This is a genomic window from Clostridium sp. CM037 (assembly GCF_055081095.1).
The window spans coordinates 2,732,682-2,759,621 of record NZ_CM143650.1 but is presented as its reverse complement, the minus strand read 5'-3'; the positions used below and the strand labels follow the sequence as shown (position 1 = coordinate 2,759,621).

Annotated in this window: 16 protein-coding genes, 1 rRNA gene and 1 pseudogene; 17 read left to right on the top strand and 1 reads right to left on the bottom strand. The window is 31.6% G+C overall.

The window, feature by feature from the left end:
• Positions 1–434 precede the first annotated feature (434 nt).
• From ACWJKP_RS13385 to ACWJKP_RS13340, 10 genes are all read left to right on the top strand, one after another.
• Positions 435–1,727 carry an SNIPE associated domain-containing protein gene (locus ACWJKP_RS13385; RefSeq protein ID WP_165412291.1) on the top strand — a complete coding sequence of 431 codons (1,293 nt, stop codon included), beginning with the start codon at positions 435–437 and terminating at the stop codon, positions 1,725–1,727.
• Between the two features lie 302 nt (positions 1,728–2,029).
• Entirely contained in the window at positions 2,030–2,722 is a 693-nt protein-coding gene (locus ACWJKP_RS13380; protein WP_165412292.1) for a transposase, read from the top strand.
• Between the two features lie 143 nt (positions 2,723–2,865).
• Positions 2,866–4,356: an ATP-binding protein gene (locus ACWJKP_RS13375; RefSeq protein ID WP_165412293.1), complete on the top strand. Its 1,491-nt coding sequence runs from the start codon at positions 2,866–2,868 to the stop codon at positions 4,354–4,356.
• Between the two features lie 12 nt (positions 4,357–4,368).
• Positions 4,369–7,155: a Z1 domain-containing protein gene (locus ACWJKP_RS13370; protein ID WP_224578890.1), complete on the top strand. Its 2,787-nt coding sequence runs from the start codon at positions 4,369–4,371 to the stop codon at positions 7,153–7,155.
• A complete protein-coding gene (locus tag ACWJKP_RS13365; protein WP_165412294.1) occupies positions 7,142–8,170 on the top strand; it encodes a PD-(D/E)XK motif protein in 1,029 nt (342 codons plus the stop codon). Before ACWJKP_RS13370 ends, ACWJKP_RS13365 begins: the two co-directional genes overlap by 14 nt.
• The gene (locus tag ACWJKP_RS13360) at positions 8,160–9,911 is read left to right on the top strand and encodes an AIPR family protein (RefSeq protein ID WP_165412295.1); all 1,752 of its coding nucleotides are present in this window, start codon (positions 8,160–8,162) and stop codon (positions 9,909–9,911) included. The genes ACWJKP_RS13365 and ACWJKP_RS13360 overlap by 11 nt, the downstream gene beginning before the upstream one ends.
• A gap of 281 nt (positions 9,912–10,192) precedes the next feature.
• Positions 10,193–11,779, top strand: coding sequence for a DNA cytosine methyltransferase (locus ACWJKP_RS13355; protein WP_165412296.1), 1,587 nt, complete (start codon positions 10,193–10,195; stop codon positions 11,777–11,779).
• A 431-nt stretch (positions 11,780–12,210) separates the two neighbouring features.
• Entirely contained in the window at positions 12,211–13,611 is a 1,401-nt protein-coding gene (locus ACWJKP_RS13350; RefSeq protein ID WP_165412297.1) for an McrB family protein, read from the top strand.
• Positions 13,583–16,069 carry a restriction endonuclease-like protein gene (locus tag ACWJKP_RS13345; protein ID WP_165412298.1) on the top strand — a complete coding sequence of 829 codons (2,487 nt, stop codon included), beginning with the start codon at positions 13,583–13,585 and terminating at the stop codon, positions 16,067–16,069. The genes ACWJKP_RS13350 and ACWJKP_RS13345 overlap by 29 nt, the downstream gene beginning before the upstream one ends.
• 211 nt (positions 16,070–16,280) lie before the next feature.
• Positions 16,281–16,904, top strand: coding sequence for a class I SAM-dependent DNA methyltransferase (locus ACWJKP_RS13340; RefSeq protein WP_165412299.1), 624 nt, complete (start codon positions 16,281–16,283; stop codon positions 16,902–16,904).
• Between the two features lie 202 nt (positions 16,905–17,106).
• Here the strand turns inward: ACWJKP_RS13340 and brnQ are convergent, their stop codons facing one another.
• A complete protein-coding gene (gene brnQ / locus ACWJKP_RS13335; RefSeq protein WP_165412300.1) occupies positions 17,107–18,417 on the bottom strand; it encodes a branched-chain amino acid transport system II carrier protein in 1,311 nt (436 codons plus the stop codon).
• Positions 18,418–18,633: 216 nt separating this feature from the next.
• Between brnQ and ACWJKP_RS13330 the strand changes: the two genes are divergently transcribed.
• From ACWJKP_RS13330 to ACWJKP_RS13300, 7 genes and pseudogenes are all read left to right on the top strand, one after another.
• Complete coding sequence (locus ACWJKP_RS13330) at positions 18,634–18,852, top strand: hypothetical protein (protein ID WP_165412301.1); 219 nt, start codon at positions 18,634–18,636, stop codon at positions 18,850–18,852.
• A gap of 346 nt (positions 18,853–19,198) precedes the next feature.
• The gene (locus ACWJKP_RS13325) at positions 19,199–19,993 is read left to right on the top strand and encodes an acetoacetate decarboxylase family protein (protein ID WP_165412302.1); all 795 of its coding nucleotides are present in this window, start codon (positions 19,199–19,201) and stop codon (positions 19,991–19,993) included.
• Positions 19,994–20,020: 27 nt separating this feature from the next.
• Positions 20,021–20,884: an SDR family NAD(P)-dependent oxidoreductase gene (locus tag ACWJKP_RS13320; protein WP_165412303.1), complete on the top strand. Its 864-nt coding sequence runs from the start codon at positions 20,021–20,023 to the stop codon at positions 20,882–20,884.
• A gap of 57 nt (positions 20,885–20,941) precedes the next feature.
• Positions 20,942–22,612, top strand: a complete 1,671-nt coding sequence (locus ACWJKP_RS13315) for an oleate hydratase (RefSeq protein WP_165412304.1) — start codon at positions 20,942–20,944, stop codon at positions 22,610–22,612.
• A gap of 344 nt (positions 22,613–22,956) precedes the next feature.
• Positions 22,957–23,574 (top strand): nitroreductase family protein, encoded by a 618-nt coding sequence (locus tag ACWJKP_RS13310; protein WP_165412305.1) that lies wholly within the window; start codon positions 22,957–22,959, stop codon positions 23,572–23,574.
• A gap of 264 nt (positions 23,575–23,838) precedes the next feature.
• Positions 23,839–24,782: pseudogene (locus ACWJKP_RS13305) on the top strand (ribonuclease Z).
• 559 nt (positions 24,783–25,341) lie between these two features.
• Positions 25,342–26,873 (top strand): 16S ribosomal RNA (locus ACWJKP_RS13300).
• Positions 26,874–26,940 lie beyond the last annotated feature (67 nt).

Here is a 26,940-nt window from a genome sequence, read left to right as displayed (position 1 = left end):
TGGTTTTTGAAAGGTGAAAAACATACAATTTAATAGTTTGATGAGAGCCTAAAAGATAATATATATAGAGTGATAATTCTATCTTTATCCACCTTTCTCGAAAACATGCGAACGAGGTATGACCTTCCTGGGATTCTATATATGCTGGCGATGGATGATTATAGTGTGACAGGTGTGTATTGGATGTTTAGATATGCAAATTTATTTTGAGGAGATATTTTGTTTAAAACAAGCAAATCTTCTATATTTAAAACGTTTTATATATAAATCTGTTTGAATTATAGTAAAACAAATTGTGTTCACAATTTGTTTACGTACCCCTGGGGTTTTTATGAATGGAGTGAATTTGCTATAAATGGTTGAGCAAAATGTGATATAATTTAGACCGTAATGATAACAATATATGAACAATCAAGAGGGGGATTTAAAAATATATGGGAATAATGGATTTGTTTAAAGCAAAAGAAAACGAACAATTACATAGTGAAATAGAATCTTTAAAGTCAAAGCTATTACCAGAACATAATAAAATTGAGGAGCTAAACAGAGAAATAAAGTATCTTAACTTAGATAAAAATAATTTAAAAAATGAGTTGCAACGTTTAACTACGGAAAAATCGAGATTAGAGAAAGAAACGAATGAAAAAAAATCTGATTTAATTATTTTAGATGAAGTGCTATTGATGCAAGAATTCGGATTATATAAACCGACATATGACTTTGCTAATGCTGAAATGTATAAAGATAAACTAGAATCTATAAGACAATTACAAAAAAACAAAATAAAAGATAAGAGTGCAGTTAGTTATTCACAATCATGGACAGTAGATGGAAGCCTAGCTAAAGGTAAAAAGATGACTAATGATAATATTAAGCAAATTTTAAGGTGTTTTAATAATGAATGTGAAAATGCTACAGATAGAGTTAAATTTAATAATATCGAAAGTATGAGAAAAAGGATTATTAAAGCGTATGATGCATTAAACAAACTTAATGAAACCAATAAGGTATCTATAAGAAATAGTTTCCTAGAATTAAAATTGCAAGAGTTAAATCTAGCGTATAAATATTTAGTAAAAAAACAAGAAGAAAAAGAAGAACAAAAAAGTATTCGTGAGGAATTAAGAGAACAAGCAAAATTACAAAAGGAATTAGAAGAAATGAAAAAAAATATAGATAAAGAATTAAAACATTATGATAATGCATTAAGTAAAGTAGTAGAGCAATTAGCAAATGAAAATTTAGATAAGCAGCAAAAGGAATTATTACTTTTGAAGAAAATAGAATTAGAGGCTCAGCTCGTAACATTAAATGATAATTTAAGAGATGTTGATTATAGACAAGCAAATCAAAGAGCAGGATATGTTTATATTATAAGTAATATAGGAGCGTTCGGAGAAAATGTTTATAAAATAGGCATGACACGACGTTTAGAGCCTCAGGATAGAGTAGATGAATTAGGTGATGCTTCAGTTCCATTTAGATTTGATGTTCACGCTATGATATTTACGGACGATGCACCTAAACTAGAAAACGCTCTACATAAAGCCTTTGACAATAAAAAAATCAATATGGTAAATAAAAGAAGAGAATTTTTTAAGGTAACATTAAATGAAATTAAAGAAGTAGTAAAGGCTGAATTTGATAAAACTGTAGAATTCGTTGAAATACCAGATGCAGAGCAGTATAGAGAGTCTATAAAAATCAAACAATTTAAAGTATCTTAGATTAATTATATTATAAATCTAATTTAAAAAATAAAGAATCTGCAAATTGGGTTTTTAGTTATTTTTTAAAAGTTTATAGCGGTAGTATGAATTTCAAACATTATGGAACGTAAAATATTCCCATTGATCCCAATTTACATATACAACTTAGCTACAAAGGGTAAACATAATAATGCAGTCTGTAGCAAAACAAATTGTGTTTACAATTAGGTGACGTACCCCGGCAGGTTGAGCGAAAACTATCAATATTTGTCTAATTATGGTGTTATATAACTATAATAAGTGGATGTAGTGTGGGTTAAATGAATTATGTATTTGGAAAACAAAGAGATCAAGTTCTTATTGAATCCATTGAAGAATATGTACATGATGATAGTGAAGTTAGAGTTATGGACAAATTAGTAGATAGCTTTGACTTATATTCACTTGGTTTTTTGATAGGAAAGAATGATGAAACAGGTAGACCTAAATACAGCCCACAGGATATGCTTAAACTTTACATTTACGGATATTATAATGGAATAAGATCTTCAAGAAAACTACAAAAACAAACCATAATTAATAGAGAAGTTATCTGGTTACTAAAAGGAGTGCAACCAAAGCAAAGGGCTATATCTGACTTCAGAAAAGAAAACACCAATGCTATAAAACAAGTATTTGATGTGTTTGTTGATTTTTGCAATGAAATCGGATTATATGGGAAATCACTAGTGGCTATAGATGGAACAAAAATAGAAGCTTCTGCGTCAAAACGAAGACATATTAGTAAACGTAAGCTTACGGTAATGAAAGAGAAAGTACAAGCTCAAATTAATGAATACATGCAAGACTTAGAAATAAATGATAGATTAATAGAAAACACTGAAAACAAACTACTAAGTAAAGCTGAAATCGAGAAAACCATAGCAAACTTAAAAGAAAGATTAAAAAAATATGATAATCAATATAAAGATTTAGTAAGAAGAAACTGTTTGCAGTTTTTTCATGGGGTCTGACCCCATTACATAAATTGGTCACGAGGTAGACAAGTTCTGTTTGCTAACAATATGGGAAAATAAAACAAAAAAAGTGTATAATGAAGTAGTATTAAGGGTTAGTTTATGAAAATAACTTTAATAAACCATAGAGGAGGGTAATTATGAAAAATAAAAAAACAATTAAATCATCCATACCAGATGCCCATTTATTATTATCTTCACTAAGGGCAGTTGGGTATATAGAAGAGACAGCAATAGCTGATATTGTAGATAATTGTATTTCAGCGGAAGCTACTGAAATTAATATAGAATTTGATTGGAACAATAAGAGAATTAGTATTATTGATAATGGAATAGGTATGGATTCAGAAGAACTATTTAAGTCAATGAGAATAGGGTCTTCAGATCCTAATGAACAACGTGGATATTACGATCTTGGTAGATTTGGAATGGGTATGAAAACAGCTGCATTTTCTTTGGGAAAGCGGCTTACCGTAATTACAAAAAAAAATGGAGTAGTAGCTAATGCATGTTGGGATTTAGATTATATTGAAACAACACGTGAATGGGATTTAATTATTTGTAAAGATGATGAAAAAATCATTGGAAATGCAAACAGTATGCTAGAAAATATAGAAAATGGAACAATTGTATTTATTGAGATGTTAGATAAAATGATAGATGAAAATAATATTATTAAATCAAAAACTAAATTTTATAATACTATGAATAAGGTAAGTAAGCACATAGGGTTAGTATTTCATAGATTTATCAATGAAGATGATGTATTTATTAATGTTAATGGAAATTTAGTTCTTGCTTGGGACCCATTTGTATTATGTAATACTGCTACACAGGAATTAAGTCCGGAGATTCATTACGAGAAAGGTAAGAAAATTAATATAGAACCTTTTATTTTGCCACATAAAAATAAATTTGACTCAGATAAGGGATATAAAGATGCTGGTGGTATCAAAGGTTGGCAGCAGCATCAGGGTTTTTATGTTTATAGGAATAGAAGATTATTAGTTTATGGGACATGGTTTGGACTTTTTAAGAAGGAACCGTCTTTTAATCTTGCACGTATTAAACTAGATATTAATGCAGATAGTGATTTGGATTGGCAGATAGATATAAAAAAATCGAAAGCCGTTCCACCTGTATATATAGAAGAACTTATTGAACAGGTGGCTAATATATGTGGGGAGAAGTCAGCCAGTGTATATAATTCAAGAGGTACTTATTTAAAAAATGCAAATTCTAATTCACCTCAATTAAGTTATGTTTGGGAACAAAGGAAAAGTAGCACAGGAGAATATAAATTTTATTTGAATAAGAAACATTCACTTTTATTAAATTTAAAGAAGTCCTTAGATGAAGAAAACAAAAACATACTCAATTCTTATTTAGCATTGGTGGAAAATTTTTCTCCAGTCATGCTTTCAGGGGTGGCAGACGCTATGCATAATTTAAGGAAGAATAATAGTTTGAGCATTGTTGATGATATAGCAAAACAAAAGGATTTATTGCATATTAGAAGTTTGATCAAAATATTCCTTGAAAATGGATATATAAAGGAAGAGATATTATCAACACTTATGGATATGAAAAACTATATATATTTAAAAGACGAGATTAAACAAATTATTTAGGAGGAAAAACAAATGGTTAATATTTGTGAGGTTGATAGTAATGATAAAATGTTTTATCGTTCTGCATATGATTTTTGTATGGGATTGATTGCTAAAAATAATATGTTAATAAAGGATGCTATTGATGAAACAATGAAATTTATGGGAGCACAAGTTAATGATTCTCAAAAACTTAATAATTATTTATTTGAGCAGATTAGTATGGAATATGATAGGGAATCTTTTTTAGTAGGTCCTGAAGTGAAAGATGTTACGTGGTGGCAAGATTACAAGAAGACGATAGAGTCTCAGTTCTGGAATAGATACTATAACTATTTAATTGAAAAAGGATGGGACAGGGGGGCCATTGATATCGGCATTGATAATACCACGGATAAAGTTTTAAATGCAATGGCTAACCCACTTCTTAATATAGAAGAGGAAAGAAAGGGTATGGTTGTGGGGTATGTACAATCAGGTAAAACGGCTCATTATATTGGATTGATAAATAAAGCGGTAGATGCAGGATACAAAATCATAATAGTCTTAGCAGGAATGCATAATAATTTGCGTAGTCAAACACAATCAAGAATAGATGAGGAAGTATTAGGGTTTGAAACAAGTACAAAGTACCTAAGTGAACAAGTAGAGCTTATAAAAAACGAAATAGGAGTTGGAGTAGGAGCACGATCAAAAACAGATTTCTATGTTCAACCGCTTACATCTAGAGATGAAAATGGTGATTTTAATAAAGCAAAGTCTAGAATAAGCGTTATCCCACAAAATCCAGTGTTACTAGTTGTAAAAAAACAGGTGTCTGTCTTAAAAAATTTAATTGAAAATTTTAAAAATAATCATATTGCTAGTGTTAACTTTGAAAAGAATACTGTACATATCACACCTAATTATCCACTTCTAATAATTGATGACGAAGCAGATCAGGCTTCTATAAATACGAATTATGCTTTTGATGAAAATGGAAATATACGCTCAGAGTATGATCCATCTACAATTAATAGATTAATAAGAGTACTATTTAAATTATTTGATTGTAGGTCTTACGTAGGATATACAGCTACACCATATGCTAATATATTTATTCCTGATAAAGTATATGATGATCAATATGGTAGCGATTTGTTTCCAAAAGATTTTATACTTAGTCTTCCAAAACCTAATAAATATATAGGCGCTGTGGAGTTTTTTGGAAGTGAAGAACAGCCAGGTATGCCATTATATAGGGAAGTAAAGGATTTAACATTTATTGATTCAAAAAAGAAATCTGTAAGAAGTGAGTTACCTAAAGAATTAGAAAAAGCTATTATGTCATTTATAATATCTATTGCCACAAGAAATTGCAGAGGAGAAAAAGGTAAACCCAATACTATGTTAATTCATATCACCAGGTTAACTGATATTCAAAAAATGGTACATCGTAAAGTTAAAACATACTATGAGGATTTAATGTGCCAAATAAAAGGTGGAGATACAGAAATTGCGGATAAATTGCATGATTTTTGGATTAGTGATTATAAAAAAACGACATCTACAATGTTACAAAAACATAAAAAATATATGGATAATATTAAAATAATTGAATGGAAAGATATTTTTGGTGAAATAAAGAATATAATGTGTGATAATATGATAAAAGTGTATAGTATTAATGGGAAAAGTAAAGATGCTTTATTATATAAAGAACATAAAAGCAAGCAATACAATGTGATTGCAATTGGTGGCGATAAGTTATCAAGGGGATTGACGCTTGAAGGTCTTACCGTAAGTTATTTTACAAGGGAATCTAAAATGTATGATACATTAATGCAAATGGGGAGATGGTTTGGCTTTAGACCTGGATATGCTGATTTATGTAGAATATACACTCAGAAAAATCTTTTCCTTTGGTTTCAAGAAATATCTTTTGCAACGGAGGATCTTAGAAACCAAATTGATTATATGAATAATATTGAAGAAACACCTGAGAACTTTGGGTTAAGAGTAGCGACGCATCCAGGATTAAAAATATCAAATGAGAAAAAAATTAAAAGTGGTGATGATAGAAGGATGTCATTTAGCAATACGTTGAGTCAAACTAGATCAATTGATATAAATGCAGAAAAATATCGTATAAATTTTGTTGCTACAGAAAAATTTATTAAGTCATTAGGGAAGAATGTAGAACATTATTGGGAGAAAAAAGGGAGAGAGAAAAGCACCAATAGCCACCTGTTTTGGGAGAATGTAAATGGTAATTATATTGTGGACTTTCTCTTAGAGTATGAGACTTCTAAAAATGCAAATAAGGCTAATAGTAAGTATATGGCTGAATATATACAATCTCAAATGAAAGTTGGAGGATTAACTAATTGGACAGTATGTTTAATAAATGTTGGAAAAAACAAAGAATTAAAAATTGCTGATTTGACAATCGGCCAAGGTATTACACGAACGGAAAAAGGTTTCGATAAGGTCGGTGACATATGCTCTATAAGAACATTAACTTCAAAAGATCAGGAGTATTATGATTTTACACAGGCTCAAATGGATGATGTTAGAAAAAAACAGGTAGCAAAGGAAAAGGACAAAGGAAAAACTACGTCTGAATTCATAAGAGCAACGATTAGAGATCGACTTAATGGATTGATTATTATCTATCCAATTAACGTGGAGGAAGTCAAAGATTTAAAAATTGAGGGTGAAATTATTAAAACAGCAATAGGTTTTGCTATTGTATTTCCTGATAATAAAAAGCTTGGAGATTTGGTTTCTTATAAGCTAAATGCTGTGGGAGTTAGGGGTGATGAAAATGAGTTATATTAGTGAAATGTATAAGACTATTGAATGCGATCTCATACTTCCAATCTATGAAGGTAAAAAAAAGTTATCAAGATCTAAAGTGTTAGACAATTCAATTAGAACAATCTTCTTTGTTGATGCAAATACTAAAACCCGTGAATTTGGAATTAAATTAAATATGGATTATAGTAGAGAGGTTATAAATACGTTACCTAAATGGAAAGGCATAGAGATAGCTATTAATCATATGTATGATTATGAGGATGAAAACTATGACTGCATTGTTTTTCAACAATTAGAACAATATGAAAACTACATTTTTGAAATAATAGTTGAAGACATTTTTGATACACTGAAATGCTTAAGAGAGCCTAATAGGACAATTATAACTTTAATAAATGTTCTTACAAAATGGAAAAAGTTTTTTCTCATTCAGCCAGAAATTAAAATGTCTGAAATAAAGCAACAAGGGTTATATGGAGAATTATTATTGCTCGAGCAATTAATTAAGAAGTATGGTGAACAGGCAGTACATTGGTGGACGGGTTGTAATATGGAGACCCATGATTTTTATATAGATACTAATGCTGTAGAAGTGAAGACCACAAGTACAAAAGGACCGTATAAGATAAATATTAGTAGCGAGTATCAATTAGATCCTATGGATGTCAACGGTAGGTTGTTTTTGAAATTTATTGCGCTAAGGAAAAGTGAAACAGATGGAGAACATTTGCCAGAATTAATTGAAAAAATAAAAACTACAGTTATGGATCATCAAGGTAACATAGAAGAATTTAATAATAAATTGTATAAATACGGGTTCATTAAAGAACATCCTGAGTTATATAATATTGGATTTAAACAGAGAGAAATGTGTAATTATGAAATAAATGGTCAGTTTCCTAAAATCGTTAGTAAAGACTTACCAACAGGTATTGGAAATATAACGTATGAGTTAGATCTGCCTATCTGTGAACAGTTTCAAATAAGTGAGGAAGAACTCTATAATGCGCTAAAGAGGTGCCAAAATGATAACTGAGCAAATGAAAGAATTTAATAATGAACTGCTTGAAGAAGTAAAATTGCATCCGATGGTTAATAAAACAGGGAGTGAAGACGCTTTTACTGCTGTTTTTGTATCATACATTGTTGGTGCAGGTGAAACATTTGCGTCAAATTGTGAAATATTAAATTATAAAAAGACAAGTGAAAAAATGAGAATTAATGGATATGCTTATGACGAATATTTCCAGACACTTACGCTAATTATTAGTGATTTCAATAATAGAGAGAGTATTGATAAGATAGGTAAAATAGAGATTGACAAGAATTTAAAGCAAGCAACTAAATTTTATAGAAATTGTAAAACAGATTATTTCCTAAATATAGAAGAATCAAGTGTCGGGTATGGTGCATATGAGTTTATTAAAGAAAAAATATCGTTTATAGAAACATTAGAAGTTGTTTTATTAACTAATAAGGAAGCGGCATGTCACATTCCTAATGATATACATATAGATAAAGTTACTGTTAAATATGATGTGTGGGACTTAGAGCGGATTTGTCAATTTATATATCAAAATAAAATACAAGAAGATATTGTTATACGATTCCAAAATAAGTACAAGCATAGTCTTAAAATGATAAAGGTAGAGGGTTCAAATGATACTTATGACTGTTACATAGGAATAATACCAGGTATATGTTTAGCTAATATTTATAAAGACGAAGGGCAACGATTAATAGAAAAAAATGTACGGTCATTTCTACAGGCAACAGGTAAAATTAATAAAGGGTTAAAAGAGACGTTGTCTAAATCATCTGAAATGTTTATGGCTTACAATAATGGAATTTCTACAGTGGCTGAAGAAATTATATTGGATGAACAAAATTCTACAGATAATTTTGTTAGAATTAAAGAAATAAAGGGATGGCAAATTGTTAATGGTGGACAGACTACAGCGTCTATATACAATGCATTACAAAATAAGATTTCCTTGGATAATGTAAATGTTCAAATGAAATTGACTGTAATAAAAAATAAAGAAAAAGCTAATGAAATTGTAAGCAATATATCAAAATATGCGAACAGTCAAAACAAAATTAATATGTCAGACTTTAGTGCTAATGATGAGTATCATATTGATATGGAAAGACTTTCAAGGAAAATATTTATACCGACAGATAAGGGTAAAAGTACTAGCAAATGGTTTTATGAAAGAGCAAGAGGTCAATATATGGTTGAGTTAGGTAGACAACCTACGGCAGGTACAAAACGTCAATTTAAAGAACAAAATCCTAAAAGTCAATGTATATCTAAAACCGTTGCAGCAAAGTGCCTTATGGCTTGGCTTAAATATCCTGATATTGTTAGCAAAGGTCTAGAGACAAATTTTATTAAATTTTCAGAAAAAATAAAACTTGACGAAATAGTAGCACCTTGTGAACAAAGCTATAAAGATATGATTGCTAAAGTTATTTTATTTCAAGGTTGTGACAAAATTGTTGATAGTTTAAAATTTGGAGGATATAAAGCGCAAATCAATTACTATACGATAGCATTGCTATCAGAATTTCATCAAAATGAAGTAAGCGATGAATACATATGGAAAAATCAAAGAATACCTGCTGAATTAGAAATATTAATCGAAGAGTTAGCATATAAAATTTTCAATCATTTTGAAAAGCCAAAGGTTAAAGGTATAAATATAGGGCAATGGTGTAAAAAAGAAGATTGCTGGTTATTGCTAAAAGAGAGATATATAAAAGAAGAAATATAGTTTGAAATAAAGTGATAAATCGACAGTTTAATTTATTTGTGTTAAGGTGCACTTATTAAATTTGTGGAGAAATGATAATGCATATGATTTGTTTGTTTGAGCTTTGGATTAAAAAACTGGTTTGATAAGAAAATAAACAAGAAAGCTTTTGAATGCCATTATAGGTGGGAGACAGGTACACCTAGGTAATTACAATAAAGGTATTTATTAAGTATTGAAATTCTTTTAGTTTGATGTTATGCTGCTAAATAGAATAAATATTTCTAGATAGGTGGAACACGATGAGTAAATATAAAATTATTGATCTTTTTGCAGGTGCAGGTGGATTAAGTTTGGGTTTTCTAAGTACTAAAAAATTTGAGATTACTTTAGCAGTAGAAATAAATAGATTTATGCAAGAAACTTATATTGCTAACCATTCAAACGTAAGAATGGAGAGTGATATCATTGATATAGTTAAGAATATAGATAGAATAAAAAGAGATTTTGTAAATATGGATGTAGTTGTTGGGGGACCGCCTTGTCAAGGATTTTCAAATGCTAATAGGCAGAAGAGTTCATTAATATCAAATAATAACCAACTTGTTAAAGAATACGTAAAATTCATTGAAACAATTAAACCGAAGGTATTTGTCTTTGAAAATGTAAAAGCTATAAGATCTGTAAAACATAAGTTTTTTGTTGGAAAAGATGATTTAGCACTAATTAATAGACTTAATTTGAAAACAATAGTTGAAGAAGTAGATATTGGAATAAATAATACACTTACATCATTAATTGTTGATTTTGTAAATGAAAATGGAATTAATAATTTATGTAAATTTTCTTTAAGAAATGATATATATATTGAGCTGAATTCAATAATAAAAAATGAAAAGAAGGCAAAAGACAAGTTAGTTAAATTAAAAAAAATAATTCCAAATTGGGATTGCTTTCATAATAATTATTACATTGAAGAATACAGAACTCAGTGGTATTTAATAAAAGAAAACTTTGATAATAATAGGCCACAAGAGTGTTTAAAATATATAAAGAATATAATTGAGGCACAAAAAGTATTAAATAAATTTAATGAAATTTCTAAACATAACATTAAGCTGATCGGTTTTTATATTAAAAATGAAAATATTACGATAAAAGTAGAAACTTATAACGTTTTTGATTTTTTATTAGAATCATTTAGAAAAGCGGGATATACATTTGATAGCGGAATTTTAAAGGCAGTTAACTTTGGGGTTCCTCAAACAAGAGAAAGATTAATCATTATTGGTGCCAGAGATGATATAATTGGTAATTCAAAGAAAAAAGTGGAATTACCACTAGCAGTCTTTACCAAACAAGAAGAGTACACAACGATATTTAATGCTATTAGTGATTTAGAATTAATGGTACCAGATAAAATTGTTAATGAAGTTGGAAAGATAAAGCAAAATACGGACATTAAATGCCCTTTTACATATTCAGATTTTGTTTTTGATTCAGAAGTAATATATAACCATGTAAATACGAGTACTAGAGAAGTTGCATTAGGAAGGTTTAAAATATTATCAGAGGGACAAAATTTCCATGATCTTAGTAAGGAACAACAAAGCACGTACACTGATCCGAGCAGAACTCAGAATACAATTTATCAAAGACTAAAATATGACACGCAATGTGGAACAGTTGTAAATGTAAGGAAGTCAATGTGGATTCATCCTAAAATGGATAGAGCTGTGAGCATAAGAGAAGCAGCAAGGTTACAATCTTTCCCTGATTCGTATATTTTTAAAGGAACAAAAGACTCACAATATCAACAAGTTGGGAATGCTGTTCCTCCGTTGCTTGGGAAAGCTATAGCTGAGAAAGTGTTAGAGTTCTTGAAATAATGGGTGTGAAAAAATGTATTAGTTTGTAGCTAATGCATTTTTTCTATTTTAATACACAATACGGAAGAATGGAGGTTAATTGTGATAATGAAGTAAATGAACCAACACAGGGGGACCTGTTTGATATTATTATAGGTAGTAAATTAAGTAGGGGAGTAACTAGTAAAAAATTAATTACTACTTATTAGGGTATACAACCAATATATCAAAATCTATTACTATACAGCAAATAAGGTGTTGTTTATAATTAATATTAAGCCTAAATAATTTAATCAGCAGAACTTTTATGAAAGATTATTAAACTTTAATAGGGGTATAGTTGATGATTTTAAAATTTCTATTTAAAAATTAAATTAATAAATAAGTTGTTGCGGAGAAGTCACTAGAATTACATTTATAATATATATATTCATATCTAAGGATGGTGTATTATGGCATTAATAAATAAAAACAATATAAAAAGAATTGATAGAAAAACAAATAAAATCCATAGTGAAGTTAATGGCTCATATTCAGTTTTTATTAATAAAGACGGTAAACAGTTTTTGCAAATAGACACATATGGTTCTCCAGACAGAAAAATACAAGAAAAAGTAAGTCAATCAATACAATTTAACAGAGAAACGGGGGAATTCTTATTAAACTTATTAAGAAGCAACAAAAATACAACAATTAAAAATGCAGATAAACTTGAAGATGTAGAAACTATCAAAAATAAAATAAAGAACATTGAAGAATACGTTAAAAAGAAATCATTCATTTACTCTAATGCAGCCATTTGTAACTTCTATCTCTCCCTTAAAACGAAACCATTCGTCATCCTTGCAGGAATAAGTGGAACGGGTAAATCTAAGTTAGTTAAATTATTTGCCAGTGCTATCGGTGCTACCTCCGAAAATGGTCAATATAATATTATTAGTGTTAAACCTGATTGGAATGATAGTACTGAATTATTTGGTTATAAGAATATAAATGATGAATTTGTTCCTGGTAAGTTAACTGAAATTATTTTTAGAGCTTCAAAAGAAGAGAATATTAATAAGCCTTACTTTATATGTTTAGATGAAATGAACTTAGCTAGGGTGGAGTATTACTTAAGTGAATATTTAAGCATTATAGAGTCTAGGGAACTGGATGAGAATAATAATATTAAAACAGATAGATTATTTTCTAAGGGGTATTTAGCTGAAGGAAATGAGTATGCAAATTTAAGAATACCTGAAAATATTTATATCGTAGGTACTGTTAATATGGATGATACAACTTTTGCTTTTAGCAGAAAGGTATTGGATAGAGCGAATACTATTGAGTTTTCAGATGTAGATTTAGATGCTTTGGATTTTAGCAATGAAGAATGTGAAAGCATTAATGTAGATAACGATTTCTTTAAGACAAGCTTCTTAACTATTAAGGATGCTTTAAATAGTGATGATGCATTTGTTAGGCAAACTAATAGTAAGGTTAAAGATATAAATGAGATATTAGAGCAAGGTAATAAGAATTTCGGATATAGAGTTAGAGATGAGATTGTATTTTATATGTTAGAAAACAAGATCAATGATTTATTAAGTGAAGATGAAGCTTTTGACTTTCAAATAATGCAAAAGATATTACCAATTATAACTGGGAGTGAGCTTGTAATTAAAGATATTCTAATTAAATTATTTAATTACTGTAATACGAGTGGTAAAGAAGTCACCGCTTCATTGGACTATATTGAAGATTGTGAAACAGAGCTTAAATCAGGTAATATTAAGTATAAGAAGAGTGCTAAAAAAATACTTATGATGTTAAGAGGTTATGATGATGGATTTACTTCTTTCTGGGCGTAATGATAAGCTTTTAGAAATAGATTGTAGTGGCGAATTCTCATTAACATTTAGTGGTGAAAGTATAAATAAGAAGGCAAGAGATTTAAGTATTAACATAAATACAACCGCAACACTTGCTGTAGCACTGGAATATAAAGATAAGAATAAAGTTACAGTGAAAGTCGTTTCTGATAATGGTGAGTTAGCAGAAGTTAGTGGGCCTAATGTTAAACCATGTTTTTATGAAAATGGGAAATATCAGCTCATCTTAGAAGTTAAAGATAAGGGCAGTTATGAAGTAATTCATATGGGCAGTAATTTAAATAATGGGTTTCAGAAAATAAGTAATTGTTATATTGGAATGATTGATTTTTCGTCAGATATTGGATTGTCTAATTTTATAATTACTAAGGATGGAAAGGATATATTATCTATAGATATAGAAGTCTTTCCGTCTAAAATCGATTATCAAAAAGATTACAAAGACATAATGAATGAAGTAAATGACGAGATATATTCTTTAGCATTTGCCCTTATGGGTAAAACTTATTTAGAAACCAGGCTGGTGGATACTAATCATCAAACTAATGCAGAATTTATTAGTATTTTGAGATGTATATTTGATGATCTAGAAAAAGCTATAAAAAGAATTATAGCAAACCCTAAGCATAACGTAGAAACTATTGAATCTATAAGAAGGGTAGAAAAATCAAGAGTACCTTCCCGTAATACAATTTCTTATCTTAGGAAGCATTCGAGCGTGCTTGTAGAGCATCAAAACGGATTTATTAAAGGGAAAGGTAAAAACTACGTTGCAACTAGGGTTGTAGATAAAAGGAAAATCACAACTATAGATATATATGAAAATAGATTTGTTAAGTACATGATAACCAGTATTATAAAAAGATTAAATGTTATTGTGAAAAATATAGATATAAATATGCTTTGCAATAAAGCCAACAATAATGGTAATAATCCTGATGATAAAGTGAAACTACATAAGTTTTTAAAGGATAAGATATCTATATTAGAAAAACATCTAAAAAATGGATTTAGTAATGTTAGTAATCTTACAGGCAAAAAGACTATGAGTTTAGTTTTTCAAATAGCTCCTGGCTATAGAGAAGTTTACAAAAAATATATTATGCTAAGTAAGGGGCTAGCTTTAGGAGATGGCATTTATCAAATGACTCCTAAAAAGTTATATTTATTATACGAGATGTGGTGTTATATGAAAATACATCATATTCTCAGTGATTTAGGTTATGTAGTAGAGGAATATGGAATATTAAAGTATAAGGACAATGGGTTCTATTTAACACTATCACAGGACTCGGAAGCTAAGATGATTTATTCTAACAAGAAGAATAGGTTAGAGTTATGGTATAACAAGTCATATTCGTCTCAAACAACTAATCAAAGACCAGATACTGTACTTAATATTAGAAATTTAAATAATAAAGATGACAATAGAATTTACATATTCGATGCTAAGTATAGAATAAATGTAGATGATAAAGGGAGTATAGGTCCAGTTGAGGATGATATAAATGTAATGCATAGATATAGGGATGCAATAGTATCAAAACTTAATAACAAGGTTCAATTTAAATATGATACCTTTGGGGCCTATGTTATGTTTCCGTATGGAGATGAGGAGAAGTTTAAAGAACATAACTTTTATAAGAGTATAGAAGAAGTAAATATAGGAGCTTTTCCTATGCTACCGGGAAGTACGAAGCTAATAACCAAGCAGTTAAAGAAAATAATAGAACAATCCCCACTGGATGCAAGAAATGACAGGGTAGTTATAGATGAATATGATGACTATGGGAAGTTTAAACATCTGAACGTAATGCTTGTTAATGTGAAGAATAAAGAGCATTTAAAAGAGTATAAAGAAAATCTCTTTTATCATATTCCAATAGCGAAATTAAAAGAGGTTAGAGATTCGGTTGAGTATTTAGCATTCTATCAATCAAAAGAAAGTTTTAAAGATGGTGGTGGAATAAGATATTTTGGCAGGATAAAAGAGTGCAAAGAATATAAGAGAAGAGAATGTACTGAACTTAAAGCAAGAGCTGGTACTGAGAATGATATTTACATAAGAATTAACTTAGAATCTATAGAAGAAGTAGATAGTATAGTACCAATTCAAACAGGAACTAGACTTGTAACTTATACAACTTTATATCTTCTGAAAAATGCAGAAAACACCCATGAGCTAAAAGTAGGAAGTAGCTTAGAACTTGAGGTGTATAAAATACTAAAGAAAGTAGCAAAAGAGAAGGGTGTTAAAATTAAGAAAATAGATAAAGACAAGGATACTAAAACTAATAAGAAAGATAAAGTGAAAGAGTATACTATAGGGAATGTGACTATAGAAATAGTAGATGGAATTATGATAAAGGTGAATGGTGATAAAACTGATTTAAGAACATTAGAAGAGCATATTTTAAACTTTATGGTAAATCAATAATCAGAAGTTTTCTGGATTTACATTAGGAAGACGATATACAGCTCTACCATTGGACTGTAGCCTACCCAAAGGAAGAGTTAGAAGAGTATCAAAAGTACGGTTTCATCGGCAACAAACAGAAGATTTTCGCCATTTAGAATTGGACTCAGACTTAGATATATGATTGATGCACTATCGTAAGAGAAACTAAATTTAGGGAGGCAATTTAAAAATGAGTTTTGATGACTATGCTAAAAATTGGGATACCGATGAAAGAATTAATAGAGCAAAAATAGTAGCAGATGAAATAAGTAAATCAATTGACATTGATAAGAATTATTCTGCTATGGAGTTTGGATGTGGGACTGGTCTTGTAAGTTTTAATCTTTATGATAAATTTAAAAGAATTAATCTTGTTGATTCATCAAAAGGAATGATAGATATACTCAACTTTAAAATTAGTAAATACAAAGTAAATAATATGTTTACTAATTATTTAGATATATCTGATAAGAATTCATTAGATATGAATTTTGATGTTATTTATAATTCTATGGTATTGCATCATATTCATAATACTGCATCAATAATAAAGAGCTTTTACGAATTACTTAATGAAAATGGTTATTTATGTATTGTAGATTTGGATGAAGAAGACGGCAGTTTTCATAAAGAACATCCAGATTTTGATGGTCATAATGGGTTTAATCAAGAAAACTTAAAAAGCATATTAATTAGTGCTGGGTTTAACGACATAGAATCGAATTCCTTTTTTTATGGAGAAAAAATTATAGAAGGTAATAAAATTAACTATTCGCTCTTCCTAATGAAGGCAAGGAAGCATACAAATCCTTAATTGGGGATTTAGAGCGCCGTTGTAATTAAAAGTGGAGTAACGGTAATATAAAATGAATAAAGGTATAGCAAGATTTAATTTTGCTATACCTTTTCTGATAGAAGCTGTCCTAAGGCTTGTATATCTGCTGGAACCTACTTTAGAGAAAATGAATTTTCTCTATGTTACCATATTAATTCTTAATCAACAGTGTTACATTATCTTACCCTTCAAAAATTGAAGTAGCTTCATCTTCATTTATAACTTCTTTTGGTTTTATTAAAATGTTAGAAATTATAAAAGCTAGTAAAGCAGGTATAAGCCATGAGAATCCTGCACTTGCTAGAGGAATAAATTTAATAAATCCAATGCTATTTGCATAGATACCATTTATAGTATCTAAAATACTTATAATTAGCGCTGTGTATGTAGTTATGGCAACAACCGTATTACTCTTCACAATATCTCCAAGTAATGTAATAACTATTAGGATAATTACAATTGGATATAAAATTTGTAAAACAGGGCCTGCCAATGTAATTATACTATCAACGTTTTTCGTAGCTATTAATCCACTTACTACAGCCATAATAACAGCAGCAGTTTTGTAAGACACTTTATTATTTGAAAGATTAGCAAAGAATGATGCTCCACTTGCGAGTAATCCTATAGCAGTTGTTAAGCATGCAAGAGCAACACATAAACTAAGAACAACTGCACCAACGCTGCCTAGATCTAACTTAACAAGCTCGGTAACCAGATTAGTTCTAGATATATCTGCGGGGAACAAAGTACTTGTTTGAGTTCCAAGATACATAAGGCCTGCATATACAAAGGTTAAACCTGCTACAGCAACTAGTGCTGATTTTATAGTCATCTTCATTATATCATTTGTATTTTTATAACCTTTTGCTCTAACAGATGAAATAATTATTCCTGCAAATATAACAGAAGCCATAGCATCCATTGTTTGATAACCTTCTATTAAAGCTTTTGAGAATCCACCTTTGTAAGATGTAGCTACAATTGGTCCAATAGGATCTATTATTCCCTTAAATATAATTATAGCGAGCATTAATAAAAGTGCGGGTGTAAGTATTTTACCTATATTATCAATTATTGAAGAAGGTTTAAGCACAAACGCAAGTGCTATTGCGAAATACAATATAACGACTATGTTTTGTGACACAGATGGAAATATAGGATGTATTCCAAGCTCGAAAGTTGTTGCAGCGGTTCTTGGAATCGCAAATAACGGTCCTATAACAAGAATTAAAGCTACACCGGTTATTATAGCAAATTTTGAACCTACTCTATTGGCCATTTTGTCGTAAGTACCATTAATTTTGGCACAGGCAATTACTCCAGTTAGTGGAAGACCAACGCCGGTAATGAGAAAGCCTAGTATGGATGCAAAAAATGCGCTTCCTGCAGTTTTTCCTAAGAATGGTGGAAAAATTAGGTTCCCTGCACCGAAAAACATTGCAAATAGTGCAAAACCTATAATAACGGAATGTTTTGTTGAATCTTTCATTTATGCATACCTCCAGATTAATTAATATATGTAGTTTAAAAATTAAATTAGTTCTATTATAGCTATTTTTTTTAATAAAGCAAGAAAAAATGAATTTTTAGTTTCTACTAAAGCCAAAAAATACTGTTGACAAACTATCTGAGTGCTATATATAAATGTGCCTATACATAAAAGGGGTGAGTGTAACAGTCTAAGAGATTTAGCCCACATCCAGCATTGATATTTGTATTTGTTCAAGGGGAAAGTGGTGGAATTATTCAGCTTGCTGAAGATACTAATGATGTAAAAGAAGCTATGACGGGAACTCATGTGCTGAAGGCAGTTGGGATAGAGATTGGAAACTTAAATGGTCTTGTCAGTTATCTTAAGGAAAATGCTGTTGAGTTTCTTGGAGAATTAATTGAAACTCCTGCAGGAATTAAATGTTATTTATAAAAGATCCAAATGGTGTGACTATTGAATTAATAGATGGCTTTGAAATCTAGAATTGGCAGATAGAAATTGAGAACATAGTGGAAAAGTAAAGTTTCTCTCATTTTGCTATACCTTTTTTAATGAAAGCTGTTCTGCAGCATTTATTTTTGCTAAAAAACATACACTTTGAGTAGAGTGTATGTTTTTTAGACAAATTATGGAAACTGATTATTTAACCCCTTCTGCATTAGAGTTATATTATAAACATAGAATTCTTGTATAAAAATATAAATTTAAAGAAAGGATGTCGATGATGTAGATATTAGTAAAACAACTCTGAAATATAAAATATAGGGAGGTATCATTAATGAATAGTTTTATAAAAAATCCAAGTGATATTAAAAAATATGCTAGTAAACCTACAACTTTTTACGATGCGCAGATGCTTACAGCTTATTGGGAAACAAAGCCCGAGATTATTGCACGTATACTTCCATTGCCTCTAAAGCCTCTCAAAATACCGTTGGTACATGCTTTTGTAGCTAATTATCCTAGAACAAATTTTTGCCCCCCATACAAGGAAGCAGCTTTATTTATACCAGCAGATTTTAATGGTCAAATTGGAATGTATTGTCTTTCAATGCCTATAAGTGATGGCATGGCCATGGGGCTTGGCAGAGAAATTTATGGTTTTCCAAAGAAGATGGCAGAAATTGAACTTAAGAAAGATGGAGACTCTGTTTACGGAAGTGTATCTCGAAATGGAATAAACTTTTTTAGTGTAAAAGCAAATCTTAATGGAAAATGTAATGCTAAAGATGGACAGAAAATAATTGCTGATAATTATGGAAAGGGGTTACCTATATTTAATTTCAAATATTCTAAGTCACCAGATGGCAGTGGATTCGACTTAAGCCCACTACTTATAGAGCAAGGTGCAACTATGGATAATAAAGTGTTTAAAACTGGAGAATTTGAGATGAATCTGAAAGACTCACCACATGACCCTTGGGCAGAATTAGAAGTTGTAAAGATGCTAGGTTGCACTTACACTGTAGGAACTTCAGTACTTTTAAGGGGTAAGGTTTTGGCAGAAGTAGATCCAATTGCGTATTTACCTTATTCTAATTCAAAATGGGATTGGTGGGAAGATACTCTATAAAACAGTATAAAAAGGAGGATTTATATTATGAAAGAGTTTAAAGGTAAGGTAGCAGTTATTACAGGGGCTGCAAATGGAATAGGCCTTGCAGTAGCTAAGGAATGCGCAAGAAGAGGGATCAAAATAGTAATAGCAGATATTGATGGAAGGGACTTAAAAAGAGCAGAAGAACAACTTAAGGCAGAGGGAGCTGAAGTATTAGCTGTTGAAATGGATGTCATGAAATTTGAAGACATGGAGATGCTAGCGAAGATTGCTCTTGAAAAATTTCAACATATAGATCTATTGTTTAATAATGCAGGAGTTGTAGTTGCAGGGCCAGCTTGGTTACTATCTTTAAATGATTGGGAATGGGTTATGAAAGCTAATGTCTGGGGTATTATCCATGGCGAAAAAGTGTTCATTCCAATAATGTTAAAACAGGATACTGAGTGCCATATTGTTAATACTTCTTCTGTAGCTGGACTTTTGGATTTGAATGGAATGTCAGCTTACCACACTTCGAAATTTGCAGCGGTTGGTCTTTCTGAATCTACCTACTTAGATCTTCAGTGCGAAACGGACAAAATAAAAATGTCAGTATTCTGTCCAGGATTTATTCAAACAGACCTTGATAATTGTGAGAGGCACAGACCAGATATTTATAAAAATGACATGAGTCAGCCTTATTATCAAAGTGATTTGTATAAAGAAGAAGAGCAAAAGAAACATAAGGTTATTAAAGGCGGCATACCAATTGATACAATTGGAGCAACCATATTCAAGGCAATTGAGGAAGAAAAATTTTATATCTTGACACATTTAGAGTTAAATCCACTTATAGGTTTGAGAGTGAAAAATATGTTTGAAGGTGGAAGTCCATCTATGAATGTAATAAAAGGCGTTAAGTAATTTAAGACAGTAATATGATAAAGTATTAGTGAATAAACCAAAAAACAGGAGGCGAAAATGGAACAAAACTATAAAAATATAAATGAATTTTCTAATGGTGATAATGATAAAATAAAAGCTTATCTTGTTGGAGGTGGAATTGCATCCCTTGCGAGTGCTGTTTATTTTATTAGAGATGGACATGTTTCTGGAAAAAATATATCTATTTTTGAAGAATCAAATCTAACAGGTGGTAGTCTAGATGCTCAGGGTTCAGCTGAAGATGGGTATGTTTATCGTGGAGGAAGAATGTTCGATGAAGAAGCCTACACCGCCACTTTTGATCTTTTATCAAGCATTCCGTCATTAACTGATTCAGAAAAAACATTATATGATGAATTTGTTGAATTCAATAAGAAATTTAAGTCTAGTGCTAAAGCTAGATTAGTTGGTGAAAATAAAGAAGTAATTGATGTATCTTCTCTTGGATTTAATCAACAAAATAGATTGGATTTAATTAAAATTATGGCTCAATCTGAAGAATCACTTGGAACAAGCAGGGTAAAAGATTGTTTTGAAGATTCATTTTTCAAAAGTAAATTTTGGTTTATGTGGTGTACAACTTTTGCGTTTCAACCATGGCATAGTGCAGTAGAATTTAAGAGATATCTTCATAGATTTATTCATGAGTTGCCTCGTATTAACACTTTATCTGGTGTACGTCGTACGCCGTACAATCAATATGATTCTATGGTTTTGCCAATAGTTAAATGGCTAAAAGAACAAGGCGTCCACTTTGAAATGAATTGTGAAGTCACTAATCTAGATTTTAAAACTTCTGAAAATGAAAAAACTGTAGAACGTATTCATTATACTTGTAATGGAAAACAAAAAAGTATTCAGATTGAAAACGGAGACTATGTTCTTGTAACCATTGGATCTATGACAGCAGGATCAAGCCTTGGATCAATGTCAACTGTACCTAAGATTGAAACTAAGAGATTAGGAGGCTCGTGGAATCTTTGGGAAAATATAGCGAATAATAGACCTGAGTTTGGTAAGCCATCCGTTTTTGATGATCATATAGATGAATCGCTATGGGAATCATTCACAGTTACTTTTAGAGATCCAACATTTTTCAGATTAATGGAAAATTTTAATGAAAATTCTGTATTTACTTTCAAGGACTCTAATTGGCTTATGTCAGTTGTTTTACCTCATCAACCATATTATAATAATCAACCTGAAAATGTTAATATATGTTGGGGATATTGTTTGTCTCCAAATAAAAAAGGTAACTATGTGCAAAAAAAGATGTCTGAATGTACTGGTGAAGAGATTTTAACAGAATTATGTTGCCATCTTGCTTTGAAAGAAGAGATGCCTTTAATTCTTAAAACATCTACATGTATACCATGTATAATGCCTTTTATAACAAGTCAATTTTTACCTAGATCAATGGGAGATAGGCCTGCGGTTGTACCAAAAGGATCAACTAATTTGGCATTTATTGGTCAGTTCTGTGAAATGCCTGACGATGTTGTTTTTACAGTTGATTACTCGGTTAGATCAGCACAAACAGCAGTTTATTCTCTTCTCAAGTTAGATAAAGAGGTTACTCCTATTTACAAGGGACAATATGATACCCGTGTAGTAATTGATTCAGCTATGACTATGCTAAGGGATGATAATCTCCGTGAATCACTTAGCTCAGTGTTGAATATATTTAAGGCTCCTGAAACAAAATAACAAGTCAAAGATGCCTAAGTAGATTAAATAAACTGGTTTTTAATATCTATAAATGGAATTAGAAAATGAAATACCAACAGGTTTATATACAGAATTCATAAAAAAGGTATAGCAGAATTTTTGCTATACCTTTTCTGATACAAGTTGATTTACTGTTGCTAACAGTGCTAGAATGACGACCCTTACTATAAACTTATAATATTTGTGAGTGCTATCATTAAAGATATAAATAATTTCAATATATGCTTGACATAATCAGTAAATTATCGGTATAATAATATAAATTAAGTAATAATTATTAGTAATGAATAATCTTAAAAAAGGAAATTAAGGGGTGTATTTAAATGAATTTAAAAGAAGTTTTTGAAAATAGAAGAGCTATCAATTTTTTTGATGTAAATAAAGGTCTTGAAGAGGGAATACTAAAGGATATAATTAACCTTGCGGTATTAGCTCCATCAGCATTTAACCTTCAACCTTGGGAAATTATAGCAGTGAAATCTAAAGAAGCTAAAGAGAAATTATATAAACTTTCAAGTAATCAGCCTAAGATATTAGAGGCCCCAGTTACCCTAATAATTGTAGGTAATAAAACTGGATATGATGAAACAAATCCTACATGGAAGGATATGTTAAAGCTACTTGGTGGTGATAAAGAAAAATTAGCAGGTACACAAGGGTTTGCACATAGTTTATATGGTACATCAGAGGAAAATAAATTAAAGTTCGCTGAGAGTAATGCAGGACTTCTAGCAATGTCTATAATGTATGCAGCTAAGAACCTTGGAGTAGATTCTCATCCAATGAGTGGCATGGATTTTGAGGGTGTGAGAAAAGAATTTGGACTTGATGAAAATAAGACAGTAGTAATGCTAATCTCACTTGGATACTTAGATGAAAGTAAGACACTTTATCCAAGAGCATATAGAAGAGGCTACGATGAGATAGTTAAAGAAGTTTAGTTTTAAAACTCGTTTTTCTAATTTAATGGTAAATTAGAATGGCTAACAAAAACACAGCCAATTGTAGTTTTGTAATTCTACAGCTTGGATGTGTTTTTTATTAATCTCTTCATAATATAGCACCTATAAATAAGTTTAGAATAAAAGAGTTTGGATGAGGGTTCGTGAATATGAGAAGACTGTAATAGAATATAGTCTTATAAGGAATACATATATTTTTTGTGAAAAATATAGTAATATGCAGTTCAGCAGGAGGTGATTTAATTGGTTGATTTAGCACTGCTAGGATGTGGAGGGGGAATGCCAATTCCCGAAAGATATTTATCTTCACTTCTCATAAACTATAAAGGAAGAAAAATACTTATTGACTGCGGAGAAGGTACCCAGGTATCAATGGAAATACTTGGCTGGGGGTTTAAGTCGATAGATGTGATTTGTATAACTCATGGACATGCAGACCACATTGTAGGACTTCCAGGTATTCTTGCAACGATTGGTAACAGTGGTAGAACTGATCCCATTACTATAATTGGGCCTAAAGGTATTACTAATATTGTGAAAGGGCTAAGGGTTGCAGCACCTTATCTTCCTTACGAACTTAATATCTTAGAAAATCCTAAAGAACCCGTGAAAATACAAGCTTCATTAAAATGTATTAATACTTCAGTAGGAGAATTTAATGATTTAATAATTTCAACACTAGAACTTGAGCACTCAACTAATTGTTTGGGTTATAGCCTCTATTTTAATAGAAAACCAAAATTTGATGTAGGAAGTGCAGCTAAAAATGAAATACCAAAGAGATTTTGGAGTAGATTGCAAAAAAATGAGATTATAAATGAACATGATAAAACATATTTTCCAAGCATGGTGATGGGAAAAGAAAGAACAGGGATAAAGATTAGTTTTATAACAGATACAAGACCAACTCCTAAAATAACACTTTTATTAAAGGAAGTGACTTGTTCATTTGTGAAGGTACTTATGGTAATGAAAATGATATTGAAAAAGCCATAAGGAACAAACATATGACATTTAGTGAGGCGGCAGAACTTGCTTTAAGTGGAGATGTACAAGAACTTTTATTAGCACATTTTAGCCCTTCAATGATTAATCCGGAAGAGTATAAAGATAGGGCAGAAGGCATTTTTAAAAACACTATTATTGGCTTTGATAGAATTGTACGGAGTATGTCTTTTAAAGATTAGAAAAAATATTTCTTAATGTAACCACTACTTATAGGAGTAGTGGTTTTTTTAGCTAGTACTACAAATGACGTAAGTTTTTTTATGGTAGATAAAGAGGTAGTTCTAGCATTTAGCCATGCGTATCAGGATGCGAAACATTGAATTATTTAGACTAATATGTAGAAATATGAATGTAATCTAGCTAGAGTAGCTATGTTGTGAAATTATGCTCTTATTTATGTGATAGAATACTCCTTGTCATCACAAACGAGTGGCACGATAAGCTAACTGTTAATAACTTTTAATAAATTTTTCAATTAAAATAAATTAAAAAAATGTTGACAAAACAAGAAATACCTAGTAATATAGTAGAAGTCGTCACATGATGACAAAGCAAATTGGTCTTTGAAAATTAAACAGAGAAATAGGTAAAGATAGCGAAATAATATTTCGTTAAACCAGTTAATTACTTTAGTATAAAGTAAAATTTAGTCGTAAGACTAAAAGTATGTAATGAGCTTGCGTAACAACTTAACAGTTGTCGCAGATTAATCATTTCAACTAAAAAAGTGTAAACTTTTAAATTGAGAGTTTGATCCTGGCTCAGGACGAACGCTGGCGGCGTGCCTAACACATGCAAGTCGAGCGATGAAACCTTTCGGGGTGGATTAGCGGCGGACGGGTGAGTAACACGTGGGTAACCTGCCTCAAAGAGGGGAATAGCCTCCCGAAAGGGAGATTAATACCGCATAATATGTTTTGGTCGCATGATCGAAACATCAAAGGATTTTTCTTCGGAAAATTCCACTTTGAGATGGACCCGCGGCGCATTAGCTAGTTGGTGAGGTAACGGCTCACCAAGGCGACGATGCGTAGCCGACCTGAGAGGGTGATCGGCCACATTGGAACTGAGACACGGTCCAGACTCCTACGGGAGGCAGCAGTGGGGAATATTGCGCAATGGGGGAAACCCTGACGCAGCAACGCCGCGTGAATGATGAAGGCCTTCGGGTTGTAAAGTTCTGTCTTCTGGGACGATAATGACGGTACCAGAGGAGGAAGCCACGGCTAACTACGTGCCAGCAGCCGCGGTAATACGTAGGTGGCAAGCGTTGTCCGGATTTACTGGGCGTAAAGGATGCGTAGGCGGACATTTAAGTCAGATGTGAAATACCCGAGCTTAACTTGGGTGCTGCATTTGAAACTGGGTGTCTAGAGTGCAGGAGAGGTAAGTGGAATTCCTAGTGTAGCGGTGAAATGCGTAGAGATTAGGAAGAACACCAGTGGCGAAGGCGACTTACTGGACTGTAACTGACGCTGAGGCATGAAAGCGTGGGGAGCAAACAGGATTAGATACCCTGGTAGTCCACGCCGTAAACGATGAATACTAGGTGTCGGGGGTCGAACCTCGGTGCCGCCGTTAACACATTAAGTATTCCGCCTGGGGAGTACGATCGCAAGATTAAAACTCAAAGGAATTGACGGGGGCCCGCACAAGCAGCGGAGCATGTGGTTTAATTCGAAGCAACGCGAAGAACCTTACCTAGACTTGACATCCCCTGCATAACCCAGAGATGGGCGAAGTCCTTCGGGACAGGGTGACAGGTGGTGCATGGTTGTCGTCAGCTCGTGTCGTGAGATGTTGGGTTAAGTCCCGCAACGAGCGCAACCCTTATCATTAGTTGCTACCATTAAGTTGAGCACTCTAGTGAGACTGCCCGGGTTAACCGGGAGGAAGGTGGGGATGACGTCAAATCATCATGCCCCTTATGTCTAGGGCTACACACGTGCTACAATGGTGAGTACAAAGAGATGCAAGACCGCAAGGTGGAGCCAAACTCAAAAACTCATCCCAGTTCGGATTGTAGGCTGCAACTCGCCTACATGAAGCCGGAGTTGCTAGTAATCGCGAATCAGCATGTCGCGGTGAATACGTTCCCGGGCCTTGTACACACCGCCCGTCACACCATGAGAGTTGGTAACACCCGAAGTCCGTGAGGTAACCTAACACTTAGGTGTTTATGGAGCCAGCGGCCGAAGGTGGGATTGATGATTGGGGTGAAGTCGTAACAAGGTAGCCGTAGGAGAACCTGCGGCTGGATCACCTCCTTTCTAGGGAGTAGATGTATTGACTTCGGTCGATGCACAATATCTATTGTAATTAATCGTACCTAGTTCT